The organism is Thermoprotei archaeon (assembly GCA_038881895.1).
Classification (GTDB): Archaea; Thermoproteota; Thermoprotei; order Gearchaeales; family WAQG01; genus JAVZOV01.
Window position 1 is genome coordinate 386,888 of record JAVZOV010000003.1, and the last position, 13,293, is coordinate 400,180.

Annotated in this window: 7 protein-coding genes, 2 tRNA genes, 2 rRNA genes and 1 other RNA gene; 6 read left to right on the plus strand and 6 right to left on the minus strand. The window is 47.4% G+C overall.

Annotated elements, in window-relative coordinates; all coding sequences use genetic code 11:
- Positions 1–59: 59 nt before the first annotated feature.
- Positions 60–134, minus strand: a tRNA-Ile gene (locus QW128_07450).
- A 430-nt stretch (positions 135–564) separates the two neighbouring features.
- Here QW128_07450 and QW128_07455 point away from each other — a divergent pair.
- From QW128_07455 to QW128_07465, 3 genes are all read left to right on the plus strand, one after another.
- A 16S ribosomal RNA gene (locus tag QW128_07455) occupies positions 565–2,062 on the plus strand.
- Between the two features lie 159 nt (positions 2,063–2,221).
- Positions 2,222–5,366: ribosomal RNA gene (locus QW128_07460) — 23S ribosomal RNA — on the plus strand.
- The 16S and 23S rRNA genes sit together here, the layout of an rRNA operon.
- Before the next feature lie 334 nt (positions 5,367–5,700).
- The gene (locus QW128_07465) at positions 5,701–6,207 is read left to right on the plus strand and encodes a hypothetical protein (protein MEM3833405.1); all 507 of its coding nucleotides are present in this window, start codon (positions 5,701–5,703) and stop codon (positions 6,205–6,207) included.
- Positions 6,208–6,338: 131 nt separating this feature from the next.
- Here QW128_07465 and QW128_07470 read toward each other — a convergent pair whose 3' ends face one another.
- The gene (locus QW128_07470) at positions 6,339–6,470 is read right to left on the minus strand and encodes a hypothetical protein (protein ID MEM3833406.1); all 132 of its coding nucleotides are present in this window, start codon (positions 6,468–6,470) and stop codon (positions 6,339–6,341) included.
- Between the two features lie 176 nt (positions 6,471–6,646).
- On the opposite strand from QW128_07470, the gene QW128_07475 reads away from it, so the two are divergent.
- A complete protein-coding gene (locus tag QW128_07475) occupies positions 6,647–6,997 on the plus strand; it encodes a GIY-YIG nuclease family protein (GenBank protein MEM3833407.1) in 351 nt (116 codons plus the stop codon).
- Here the strand turns inward: QW128_07475 and serS are convergent.
- Positions 6,992–8,257, minus strand: a complete 1,266-nt coding sequence (gene serS, locus QW128_07480) for a serine--tRNA ligase (GenBank protein MEM3833408.1) — start codon at positions 8,255–8,257, stop codon at positions 6,992–6,994. The two genes, QW128_07475 and serS, sit on opposite strands and share 6 nt — an antisense overlap.
- A 96-nt stretch (positions 8,258–8,353) precedes the next feature.
- Positions 8,354–9,985, minus strand: coding sequence for a CTP synthase (locus tag QW128_07485; protein ID MEM3833409.1), 1,632 nt, complete (start codon positions 9,983–9,985; stop codon positions 8,354–8,356).
- 250 nt (positions 9,986–10,235) lie between these two features.
- Between QW128_07485 and QW128_07490 the strand changes: the two genes are divergently transcribed.
- Positions 10,236–10,313: transfer RNA gene (locus QW128_07490), tRNA-Met, on the plus strand.
- Positions 10,314–10,662: 349 nt separating this feature from the next.
- Here the strand turns inward: QW128_07490 and rnpB are convergent.
- An RNA gene (gene rnpB, locus QW128_07495) (RNase P RNA component) lies at positions 10,663–10,995 on the minus strand.
- Positions 10,996–11,102: 107 nt separating this feature from the next.
- Between rnpB and QW128_07500 the strand changes: the two genes are divergently transcribed.
- A complete protein-coding gene (locus tag QW128_07500; GenBank protein ID MEM3833410.1) occupies positions 11,103–12,431 on the plus strand; it encodes a tRNA(Ile)(2)-agmatinylcytidine synthase in 1,329 nt (442 codons plus the stop codon).
- Between the two features lie 89 nt (positions 12,432–12,520).
- Here QW128_07500 and QW128_07505 read toward each other — a convergent pair.
- On the minus strand, positions 12,521–13,293 hold a 773-nt coding region (locus QW128_07505; GenBank protein ID MEM3833411.1), incomplete at its 5' end, for a transposase.

The window sequence follows — 13,293 nt, forward strand, 5'->3', positions numbered from 1 at the left end:
CTTTGCCAAACAATCACTTCCACCTTAGACAAATTAGAATGGTAAGAACAGAAAATTAATGGGCCGAGTGGGATTCGAACCCACGACCCCCCGGTTATCAGCCGGGTGCTATAACCAGGCTAAGCCATCGGCCCAATGAAAAGATTAACACACGTAAATATATTTTTTAACACAAGAAACACAAAAAAAACACCAGCAAAGTATCTAACAAAACAAGCACTAATCTTTAAGAACATGAAGAGAAATTCAAGATGTTTTTATGCTTCAAGATGGAGAATTAATAAGGACAGACTCTAACTTAATAAAGTGAGAGCTATCAACAAGCTAACATTAATCCGATGTGAAGTGTTTGAGAAACAGTTATATATGACCTCAGATAAAATATTGATTGCGGGCCGCAACTCTCGGCGGCGTTGGCTGGACTCTGGATGACCATCCAGAGGGATGAACGGCCGACCTCCAGTTGCGGCAACATAAAATAATGAGGACCTAATGGCCAATCGTTAGGTCTGATGTGGCTGGGTTCCAGACAATGTGGGCTCTCCCCGCACCTTCGGCCGTACGACTCCGGTTGATCCTGCCGGACCTGACTGCTATCGGGGTGGGGCTAAGCCATGCGAGTCGGCGCCCCTAGCCACGGTGGGGTGCGGCGCACGGCTCCGTAAAACACGGCTAACCTACCCTTAGGACGGGGATAACCTCGGGAAACTGAGGCTAATCCCCGATAGATGAGGAACTCTGGAACGCTTCCTCATCTAAAGGATCTCAGGACCATGCTCCTGGGATTGCCTAAGGATGGGGCCGTGGCCTATCAGGTTGACGGTGAGGTAACGGCTCACCGTGCCTATAACGGGTACGGGCCGTGAGAGCGGGAGCCCGGAGATGGGCACTGAGACAAGGGCCCAGGCCCTACGGGGCGCAGCAGGCGCGAAACCTCCGCAATGCGCTAACGCGCGACGGGGTCACCCCGAGTGCCAGTCGCTGAGACTGGCTTTTCCCCAGTGTAAAAAGCTGGGGGAATAAGCGGGGGGCAAGTTCTGGTGTCAGCCGCCGCGGTAATACCAGCTCCGCGAGTGGTCGGGGCGTTTATTGGGCCTAAAGCGTCCGTAGCCGGCTCAGCAAGTTCCTCCTTAAATCCCATGGCTTAACCGTGGGGCTGGGAGGAATACTGCTGGGCTAGGGGGCGGGAGAGGCCGAGGGTATTCCCGGGGTAGGGGCGAAATCCTATAATCCCGGGAAGACCACCAATGGCGGAGGCACTCGGCCAGAACGCGCCCGACGGTGAGGGACGAAAGCCAGGGGAGCAAAAGGGATTAGAGACCCCTGTAGTCCTGGCTGTAAACGATGCGGGCTAGGTGTTGGTTGAGCTTCGTGCTCAACCAGTGCCGCAGGGAAGCAGTTAAGCCCGCCGCCTGGGGAGTACGGCCGCAAGGCTGAAACTTAAAGGAATTGGCGGGGGAGCACCACAAGGGGTGGAGGCTGCGGTTCAATTGGAGTCAACCCCGGGAACCTTACCAGGGGCGACAGCAGGATGAGGGCCAGGCTAACGACCTTGCCCGACACGCTGAGAGGAGGTGCATGGCCGTCGCCAGCTCGTGCTGTGAAGCGTCCGGTTAAGTCCGGCAACGAGCGAGACCCCTATCCTCAGTTGCGACCAGGGCTCATCGGGTCCTGGGCACACTGGGGAGACCGCCAGCGCTAAGCTGGAGGAAGGAGGGGGCTACGGCAGGTCAGTATGCCCCGAAACCCCTGGGCTACACGCGGCCTGCAATGGTGGGGACAATGGGTTCCGAACCCGAAAGGGGGAGGTAATCCCATAAAACCCCACCTCAGTTGGGATCGAGGGCTGCAACTCGCCCTCGTGAACGTGGAATCCCTAGTAACCGCGTGTCACCATCGCGCGGTGAATACGTCCCTGCTCCTTGCACACACCGCCCGTCGCTCCACCCGAGTCAAGTCTAGGTGAGGCCCGGCTTGTTGGTCGGGTCGAACCTAAACTCGGCGAGGGGGGAGAAGTCGTAACAAGGTGGCCGTAGGGGAACCTGCGGCCGGATCACCTCCTACGTCTCATCGCGGGGAGGCTCATGTCAAATGGAACCCAGCCACATCCTTCATGAAACCTCAGAATCTCAGATTCTGAGGTGGATGGCTTAGCTCATCGTTATGGTGGGCTATGAAGCCACACATGGGGATGGAGTACTAGACGAAAGAGTGCACAGGGAATTCAGCGTGCGGGTAAGCCGTCTGGTGGATGGCTCGGCTCGACCGCTGACGAAGGACGCGGCAAGCGGCGATATGCCCCGGGGAGGCGCACGCAGCCGTAGATCCGGGGATCTCCGAATGGGAAATCCTATCACCGGCGATAAGCTGGTGATATCCGCGAACAGCGGAGGGGAACCCCCCGAACGGAAACATCTTAGTAGGGGGAGGAAGAGAAACCAAAATGGGATCCCCTGAGTAGCGGCGAGCGAAAGGGGGAGAGCTCAAACCGAACCCTTACACGATGAGTGTAAGGGGATGTAGGGTTACGGGACTGTCCGTTTCCCAACCCGGATTAGCCGAAGTGGCCTGGAAAGGCCCGCCATAGAGGGTGATAGCCCCGTAGGCGAAAATCCGGAGGGATAGGGCAGGATCCAGAGTACTGCAGCTTGGTTTTGCTGCAGGAAGTTGGGTGTCATCGACATCCAAAGCTAAACACGTGTCGAGACCGATAGCGAACCAGTACCGTGAGGGAAAGCTGAAAAGGACCCCGAAAGGGGTGTGAAAAGAGCCTGAAACCAGACGGTGACAGGCGGTACGGCCCGAAAGGGTAGAACTCCTTCGAAGGAAACAGGGGCAACCCTGGAGTACGAGAAGGAGGGACCAGGGTCGTACCTTGCGTCTAGAAACACGAGCCAGGGAGTTCATGGCTGTGGCGAGTCTAAGGGGTTAGAAGCCCCGTAGGCGAAGGGAAACCGACATGCCCGCAGTTCATGCCTCTACCGAACTCGCTCCCGCAAGCCTGGGGAGGTTACCATGATCTAGGCTAGTGGGATGGGTTCGGCAAGCATGAATGAGGGGCGGGGTCTGAAAGGGCCCGGAGCCACAGCCATGAGACCAGAAACCGGACGATCTAGGCCTGGGCAGGGCGAAGCCGGGCGAAAGCCCGGTGGAGGCCCGAATAGGGGTGCTGACGTGCAAATCGCTCCCTTGACCTGGGCCTAGGGGCAATAGACCAATCAAGTCCGGTGATAGCTGGTTCCCCCCGAAGCGGATCCCAGTCCGGCCCACCCTGATGTTTACGGCGGTGTAAAGCACTGATGGAAAGGCAAGAAGCCGAAAGGCTTCACCTTTCCGTCAAACTCAGAAGCTGCCGTAACAGAAGATGGGTGGAGACGGGTTCCACCGGATAAGCCGGTGGGCCGAAAGGGGGACAACCCAGACCGGGGTTAAGGTCCCTAAGTGCCGGCTAAGTGTCAAGCACAAAGGGCGTCTCCACCCTGAGACAGCCGGGAGGTAGGCTTAGAAGCAGTTAACCTCTAAGGAGTGCGTAACAGCTCACCGGCCGAGGGTGGAGGCCCCGAAAATTGACGGGACTCAAGCCGGCCACCGAGACCCCGGAGGGCGTCCTGAAGTGGGGCGTCATCTGGTAGGGGGGCGCTGCTATCGGGCCGAAGCTGGGTCGTGAGATCCAGTGGACCGGTAGCAGTTGAGGATCCTGGCGGTAGTAACAGCGAAGCCAGGTGAGAATCCTGGCCGCCGGAAGGGCAAGGGTTCCTCGGCAACGCGTCGTCGACCGAGGGTCAGCCGGTCCTAAGGCAGGGCTTAACTGCACCTGCCGAAAGGGAAAACGGTTAATATTCCGTTGCCACGGGGCTACGATCGCGGCAACGCAAGCCAGATCCCTGACGCTTGGGGGTAGGCTGAGTGGAGCTCTCGCTCCATCTAACTCTCCGAAGCCCGGGGAGTGCCGTTATGGCGAGAACCGGGTGAAGGGAGGAATGGCCTCCCGTTAAGGGGGGTTCAGCCGAACCCCTGAGCCACTGAAAAGGGGATCTGGAAGGATGTCCCGTGACCGTACCGAGAACCGACACTGGTGCCCCTGGCTTAGAAAGCCAAGGCGTGTCAGGGTCACCCCGAGGCCAAGGAACTCGGCAAATTGGCCCTGTACCTTCGGTAGAAGGGGTGCCTGGGATCTTCGGCTCTGCTGGGGATCCTAGGTCGCAGTGACCAGGAGGTCCCGACTGTTTAATAAAAACATATGTCCCCGCTAGCCCGAAAGGGTGTGGACGGGGGCTGAATCCTGGCCACTGGCGGTACGTCAAACCCGGTTCCAACCGGGCTAAGCGCCGCCGAAGGCCGGGAGTAACTCTAACTCTCTTAAGGTAGCCAAATGCCTTGTCGGGTAAGTTCCGACGTGCATGAATGGATCAACGAGGGCCTCACTGTCTCGGCCCGGGGCCTGGTGAACCCGCAACCTAGTGCAAAGTCTAGGGACCCCCAGCGGGGCGAGAAGACCCCGTGGAGCTTTACTGCAGCCTGCTGCTGAGACGCTGTTGCCGTTGCGTAGCGTAGGCGGGAGTCGTCGAACCATCCCTTTCGGGGGATGGGGAGGCGCCAATGAAACACCGCCCTACGGTGACGGCATCCCTTACCGGGGAAACCCGGGACAACGGCAGGTGGGCAGTTCGGCTGGGGCGGCACGCCCCTGAAAAGGTATCAGGGGCGCCCAAAGGCCAGCTCAGGTGGGACAGAACCCCACCGTAGAGGGCAAGGCCAAAAGCTGGCTTGACTGGTCCCTCAACTGCACGGGGACCAGGGGTGAAAGCTGGGCCTAGCGAACGCTCGTGCCCCCATCGATGGGGGCCGGGCATGACGGAAAAGTTACCCCGGGAGTAACCGGCTCGTCGCGGGCGAGAGTCCCCATCGACCCCGCGGATTGGTACCCAGACGTCGTCTCTTCCCATCCTGGGGGTGCAGTTGCTCCCAAGGGTGGGGCTGCTCGCCCATTAAAGGGGAACGTGAGATGGGTTTAGACCGTCGTGAGACAGGTCGGTCTCTACCTGCTGGGGGCGCTGGTCGCCTGAGGGGAAGGTGCCACCAGTACGAGAGGAACGTGGCGCCGCGGCTTCTGGTGTACCGGTTGTCCGAGAGGGCAACGCCGGGTAGCCAAGCCGTAAGGGGTAAGGGCTGAAAGCATCTAAGCCCGAACTCTGCCCCGAGACTAGGCGGCCATCCTCCTGAAATCCCAGGTTCTGCCTGGGATGGAGGGAGGACGAGAGCTCCCGTAAAAGACGGGGTTGATAGGGTGGGGGTGTAAGCACCAAGATCCTTATGGATCGAGGTGTTCAGCCCTCCGCTACTAATCGCTCAAGGCGCGCTGAATTCCCTGTGCGCTCCGTCAAATAACTCCATCTCCATGTGTGGCTCTTTTTCTTGATCTTAAAATGTTATAATCTAGCATGTTATTTCTTTAATTTTAAAAGAATTAGCACGATGATGTTCTTTGTCCAGCGGTACTGCTCATGATGTAAAAGAAAGGCCTTTAAATATAAATCCAGAAGTGTGGAATTTTTGGTGAACGTACTGTTTTATGGGTTTTTATTAGACAATTTAGTGTGTAATATTGTATATTCTATGAGGTGTGGGTTGGGTTTATTGTGTTTTTGTGGTGATACTATTTTTTATTAATGTATTAGCTATTTTTTAGTGGTGAATGTTGTGGCTAAAGATATGGATCTTAGGACTATGGCTAAGAAAGTTTCAGATAAACTTTTGAATAGGGCGTTGCAGATCCAAAGAAGGGAGGAACACGTAAGTAGTAGGATTAGTAGTGTAAATAAAAGGATTGTTAATAGTTTGGATGAGGCGAATGAAGAGGCTGCTAAGGCTTATGCAAATGAGGTTGGGAATATGAAGAGGTTTCATGGGCAATTGCATCGTGTTGGTGTGGTGTCTGAAGGTGCGGGTCATAGGTTTAGTACTGTGATAGGGTTGGGTGATTCTGTGCATGCTGTTTCAATATTAGGTGAGCATTCTTATGATTTATCGAAGGGTGTCAGGAAATTAGGGTATGAGATGGGGAGTTTGTCCTTGGCTGATACTGTTAATGATCTGATGAGTTATAATATACCGGATGTGCGTATTGTGTCAAGAGTTGATTCTGTGGATGCTGAGAAAATATTGAGGGAGGCGGAAAAAGAGGTTAAGCGTAGGGTTCTGAGTTAAGTAGAGATTCATAGTGTTTTATCACCTCTACTCAACTCTTCCCTCTCGATTAGCTCATCGAGGACTTTCGGGGTGAACCCGACATCCCCACATCCGAAGGTCAACCCCAGCCCACCCATCCCCATGGGAAGTCATGCTTCCAGAGCAGAGGGGACATTAAAACGTATGAGCAAACCATATTTAAACCTATCTGCTCTGAAAATACTGACAAAGGCAGCTAAACGCTGCCTCTTAGCCTCTTTGAGAGTGCAAAGCTTCTCCATCAAGAAGATATTATGGCTTATCTCTATTTAAGTCTATCTATTTTGAAACTGTTTTTTAAGGCGGGAGGATTAATTTATTAATGTTTTTGGATTAGAGTCTTAGGATGTTGAGGAGTTTTATTAGTGAAAGGGTCTCTTATGTGTTATTGTTGCGTGTGAGAAAGAGTTGTAGAGTATTGGTTGGTTCGTTGGGGTTGGTGGATGTTGTTAAGGGTTATTATGCTTATGTGGGATCTGCGAGGAGAGGTACGTTGAAGCGGTTGATGAGACATTTTTCTAGGATAAAGAAGAAAAGATGGCATATAGATTATTTAACTTCTTTGGAGTTTGTTGATGTTATGGTTTCGTTTATTCTTTTTGATAGTGATGAGAAAAGTTTGGCTGGGGTGTTTTCTCGTAAGTTTGATTTTGTGAGAGGTTTTGGATCTTCTGATGATAAGGTCAATCCTTCGCATTTGTTTTATCTTGGTGAGTTTAAGAGTTTGGATGATGCCATTGTGTTTGTTTTTAAGAATTTAGTTTCATAATGGTTTTATGGTATCTGTTCCTAAGTATGTTTGTAATGCTTTAGGTATTTTTATTGTTCCATCTGGTTCTTGGTGGTTTTCAAGTAGTGCTGCCATTGTTCTGCCGATTGCTAATCCTGATCCGTTTAATGTATGAACATATTCTGGGCGTGCTCTGCCTCCTCCTACAAATTTTATGTTTGTTCTTCTTGCTTGGAAGTCTGTGCAGTTGCTTACTGATGATACTTCTATGTATTTGTTTTGGCTTGGCATCCATGCTTCTATGTCATAAGTTTTTGCTGATGCGAACCCTAGGTCTCCTGTACATAGTTCGACGACTCTGTAAGGTATTTCTAATTTTTGAAGTATTTCTTCAGCATCTCTTACCATCTTTTCAAGTTCTTCAAAGCTTTTTTCGGGGAGTGTGATCTTTACCATCTCAACTTTGTTGAATTGGTGTACTCTTAGAATGCCTTTCAAATCCACATGACGACCTGCTTCGCGTCTGAAACATGGTGTATACGCTGTGTAATATTTTGGTAATTCTTTTGCATTTAAGACTTCGTCAGCATGTAGTGCTACTAATGGTAATTCAGCTGTGGGGATTAACCAAAGTTCATCTTTGGATGTTTTGTACATATCTTCTGAAAATTTTGGTAGATGCCCAGTGCCGAAGGCTACGTCTGTTTTTACTAATATTGGTGGGAATATTTCTATGTAGCCTTGCATTTTGTGCATGTCCAGCATAAAGTTTATCAGTGCTCTCTCTAGTCTCGCACCCCAACCTTTTAATACGTGAAAGCCTGAACCAGAAAGTTTTACGCCACGATCAAAATCTATTATATCCAGCAATTCACCTAATTCATAATGTGTCCTTGGCTTAAAATCGAATTTTTTTGGTTCTCCCCAAGTCCTAACTACAACGTTTTCACTAGAATCTTTACCGTAGGGCACACTTTCATGAGGTATGTTTGGAATCAGGAATAATAACTCTTGGACTTTGCTCTTTAATTCTCTAGTTTTAGTTTCTAGCTCTCTAATTTTTAAGTCTATATTTTTAATTTCGTTCATTAATTGTTCTCGTTCATTGGCATCAATTTTTGGTACCATTACTGTTAATTCGTTCTTTTTATGTCTGAGTCTTTCAAGCTCAGTCTGTAATTTTCTCCATTCTTTGTCCGTATTTATTAGATCATCGAGAGGAAAATCTGTTAATCCTCGTTTGTTTAGTGCATCTCTTATGATTTGTGCGTTACGTCTTAATATATTTATATCAATCAATGGTTACACCTCTTTTATTTAAAGAAAGATGTAGATTACTTATAAATTAGTCGTTTGTTTCTAACATCCTCACTACCTGAAGAATTGAGAATTCACTTATGCTTGAATCAGATTGAGAGGTATACCTTGATTTTTTATTACTGTTCTTATAAGTCCTATATATGGTGGTGAAGGTTTTTCTGGACGTGATTTGAATTCTGGATGTGCTTGGGTAAGTAAGTAAAATGGATGATCGTGTAATTCTGCGAATTCGACTCGTCTTTTATCAGGGCTCCAACCTGAGAATATTAAACCGTGAGCTTGGAACATATACCAGTATTCTGGGTTTACTTCATATCTGTGCCTGTGTCGTTCAAATATGATTTCTGATCCGTACAGGTTATATGCCAAAGTATTGGGAACTAACCTTATTTCTTGAGCGCCTAACCTCATAGTTCCCCCAAGTTTATCTATTTGCTTTTGTTCTGGAAGTATGTCAATGATTGGGTGTGGGGTATTGGGATTAACTTCCGTGGTGTGTGCATCTTTTAATCCTATAACATTTCTTGCAAATTCTACAAGAGAAAGTTGGAAACCATAACATATACCTAATAGGGGAATATTGTTTTCTCTTGCATATTTGGCAGCTTCGATTTTTCCATCCACACCCCGCGCTCCAAATCCAGGTAATATTATCATACCCTGCGATTCTTTTAACATTTTAATAGCTGCAGGATCTTTATTTGCTATTTTCTCTGCATCGATCCATAATATCTCTGCTTGAACACCGTTAAATGCTGCAGCATGTTTTACTGCTTCATTGATGCTTATATAGGCATCATGCAGTTCAACATATTTCCCTACCATCCCTATCTTAATTTTATATTGAGACATCTTAAAACGTTCGACAATCTTAATCCATCGTGACAGATCAATATCTTTTTTCTCGAGTCCAAGCAATGTGGAGAGAATCTTTCCTAGTCCTTGTGATTCCAATATTAAAGGTACTTCATAAATTATACTCACATCATACGAACTGAATACCCTATTATATGGGACATTTCCGAATAATGCGATCTTCTTGATAGCATCTTGTCCTAATGGTTTAGGTGAACGCCCTATTATGATATCTGGTTGTATTCCTATCCTTCTAAGCTCATTAACACTATGTTGTAATGGTTTTGTCTTTTGCTCACCTGTAGCCCACAAAACCGGTACCAACGCCACATGGACAAATACAACATTACTCTCAGGCTCTTCAAGCCTCATTTGTCTAGACGCTTCTAAGAATGGTAATCCCTCTATATCTCCTACAGTTCCACCAATTTCTATTAACACTATATCAGCACCACTATCTAAAGCTACATCCCTTATTCTGTGTTTTATTTCATCAGTAACATGAGGGATCACTTGTACACACTGCCCTAAATAATCCCCTCTTCTCTCCTTCTCTATCACTGCACCATAAACTTGACCTGTGGTTATGTTGTGCTTTCTAGTTAAGTTGATGTTAAGAAATCGCTCATAATGCCCCAAATCCAAATCTGTCTCAGCTCCATCATCTGTTACGAACACTTCACCATGCGCGTAAGGATTCATAGTTCCACTGTCCACGTTAATGTACGGATCTACCTTAATTGCAGTAACATTATATCCTCTTAATTTAAAAAGGAGTCCAATTGATGCAGTAACTATTCCTTTACCAACAGAAGACAAAACTCCACCGGTCACAAATATATACTTTGCCATAAACAAACACAGCATCTAATTAATACAGACGTTACATATATTGTTTTTGCTAGGTTTGCATCTAAAAATCACACTCACTTAGCATAATTTGATAAAGAAATAACAAACCTCACACATTGGGATAGAGTTTTACAAACTGTTTCGCAGACAAGGTTTGTTGTTCTTCTATGAAATAGTCTCAATGATAACTTATTTTTCATTTATTTTTCGCAAACTTTTTTATCTACCCAGTTATTTATATTATAGAAATAGCGGGGTGGGGAAGACAGGTTATCCCGCAGGGCTCATAACCCTGAGGTCGGTGGTTCAAGTCCACCCCCCGCTACCAATTTTTATGTTTCAAAAATCAATAAGAATAACAAACCTCACAATAGCTTACAAAAATGCAACAAGAAAGCCTAGAACTTCAGTTCTGAGATGAATTGCCGTTAAGTTTATATTCCTCCAAGTCCACCATCTCCTTGAGCGTGTTGCTCGGATGTGGATGGGACGTCCGAAAGCTGGAATAAGGCTCCCATCCAAGACGGGTAGGGATGGTTCCAGCGAGCGGGCCATGGACTATACGTCCATGGCAGGGGCTGCCTTGACACAGCCCAGAACTCAGTACGATGAGACCCCAGGTAGAGGAACCGAGAATCTCCCGACTTTAGCCGAGGAGAAGCTCACTTGATGTCTCAGGGAGTGTTTGTAAGCCCCCTTTTGTTTCAGACAGCATTCGACTTAGCGGCCTGCCCGGCTGCTCGTGGGGCCTCATCGCAGCTCTATACGGCCTTATGCCTCGTGGGGTTACCACGTTTCACCGTTTCCAACGATCTTGTCTGCAGGTTATCTCGACACCTGTCGCCAGGCGTCTTCGCTGCGTCACTCTCATCGATCGTTGGTCGTTTCGTTTCTGTGGTTTGTCCCAGGCTTTTCAGCCTGTGCCTTTCGGCACCACGATTCCCCATTGGCGGGGGACTTTCCTCAGACGCTCATTTTTACATCGCGTCCGACAGCTGTCCAACACTCCCTGAGACTGTATAATATATATTGTGGGATGCTTTTATTTTTTATTCATTCATTTTTTGTTTTTCGCTTTTATTCAAACCTTATATTTGGGTTTATTTTTGTTTTTGCTGTGGTAATTGTTCATATTGGTGTTGATGACACTGACTCGGTTAATGGTGGTTGTACTACTTATGTTGCTGCTGTAACTGTTAAGGAGTTATTGTTAAGAGGTGTTAGGTTTATTGATTATCCAAATTTGATTAGGCTTAATCCTAACGTGCCGTGGAAGACTAGAGGTAATGGAGCTATCGCTTTTAGACTTCTCGTTGATGATGATGTGTCAGACGTTTTTGATATTGTTTATAACGTGTTATTGAAGTATTATGATAAGTATGATGAAAAACCTCAGCCTGTTCTTGCAATGTATGTTGGTGATGTGATTGAGGAATTTCGTGCTTTCTCAAAGAATGCTTTGAGTAAGATTATTTCTTTGGATGATGCTTTGAGGCTCGCAAGGAAATTTAACGTGTATTATAAGGATGTTGGGAGAGGATTGCGTGGTTTGATTGGTGCTTTGGCTGCGATAGGTGAACCGTTGGATCACGGTGATTATACTTATGAACTTTTAGTTTATCGATCATTTTTTGAGCGAAGCTTAAGACGCAATGTCGATGAAAAGTCTGTTTTTGAGATGGATGAAAAAACTTATCCTTATACGTTTAATAATATTGACCGGAAAGATGGCAGGGTTTTGTTAACACCCCACGGGCCTGATCCTGTAATACTTGGTATCAGGGGGGATGATCCGAGTTTACTTGTGAAAGCATTAAACATGATAAGAATCTATGATAAGATTGAAAGATGGGTGATATTTAGGTCAAACCAGGGTACTGATGCTCATTTAATTAATGCGAAACTTAGCAATGTAAGTCCTTACATGTCAGTGATTGTAAATGGGATTGTATGGTCTAAGCCTATTATTATACCTGGTGGTCATGTTTTCTTTATGTTGAACGATAGCACTGGTGTAATTAATGTTGCTGTTTATAAGGAGACTGGGGATCTTAACATATTCGCTAGAAAATTGTTGCCTGGTGATGTCATTAGCGTTGCTGGTGGCATTAAACCTGGTCCTAATGGACTAAATCTCAATGCAGAACGTATTACTGTTATAAAAGCTATTGAGCGAAAAATTAAGAGAAATCCACGATGCCCAATATGCAACGTGAGTATGAGCTCAATGGGGTATAATCAAGGTTATAGGTGTAAAAAGTGTGGTTATATTAGTAAAGAATCGCCTACAATTATTACTATAACTGATCAAGATCTTGAACCTAACAAAGTTCATCTTCAGTCTCCTAAAGCAAGACGACATTTGACAAAACCACTTGAACGCTATGGTCGTGAGAAACAATTCTTTGAATACGGAATACTTCATGAACCGTGGCATTGGCCATGATATTCTTGTAAAGCGTTCCCATTAACGTTGTAGATGTCTTTAACAATACTTTCTGAGTGTTTATGTGAAAGAGAAAGTTTTAAAGTGAACTACCCCACCCTTACGGATGGGGCTTCCAGCTTAGGCTGGTTATGGGCTGGTTCACTTGCAGCCCCGTGGATGGGCATATAGCTCATCCACCTCTCAAATTTTTTAGCGATGTTGATGGCTCCGTTTAGGTCTGCGTTGTATTCTCCGCAGTGAGCGCAGACGAACAAGCCCTGAGTTTTGCGCTTTCCTTCACACCCGCAGACATGGCACGTTATTGAAGTGTAGGCTTCGCTTGTGGTTATTACTGGTATGCCTACGAGCATAGCTTTATACTCTATCATTTTCGTTAAGCGATAATATGGCATGTTGCTGACTATTCTGTTTAAGCGTTTGCCTTTGCCCTTGACTCGCTTTCTTATTCCCTTTAGGTCTCCCAAAACTATGTAAGAGTTGGTTGCAAGGGCGAGGCTGACTATCCTTTTGCTGACTCGGTGAAGGATGGTGTTAACCACCCTTCTCTCCTTGCTTCCAACTCTCTTCACGACTTTGGTCAGACCTCTCTCTTGAAGCCTCTTACGGAGCCATGCGTAATGCCTTCTAACTCCTCTAATCTCCCTACCGTAGAATTGGGCTTTCATTACGTTTTCATTCTGCCAGAGCACCGCAGTGGCAGCGAAACGCTCGCCCAAATCCACAGCAAGGATGGAGGAGCATTCTCGCATGGGCGGGGCTGGAAACTCGAAGGTGAGCATGGCGATGTAGCGGTCTTTTCGCTTTACGATTTTGCTTTCGCATAGTTTAGCGTTTTCTGGAAACTTCCTGTGAGGCTTAA

Excerpts from the sequence above, each read along its gene's own strand:
- QW128_07485 (MEM3833409.1), bottom strand. The coding sequence starts at position 9,985 with ATGGCAAAGTATATATTTGTGACCGGTGGAGTTTTGTCTTCTGTTGGT.
- QW128_07470 (MEM3833406.1), bottom strand. The coding sequence starts at position 6,470 with ATGGAGAAGCTTTGCACTCTCAAAGAGGCTAAGAGGCAGCGTTTAGCT.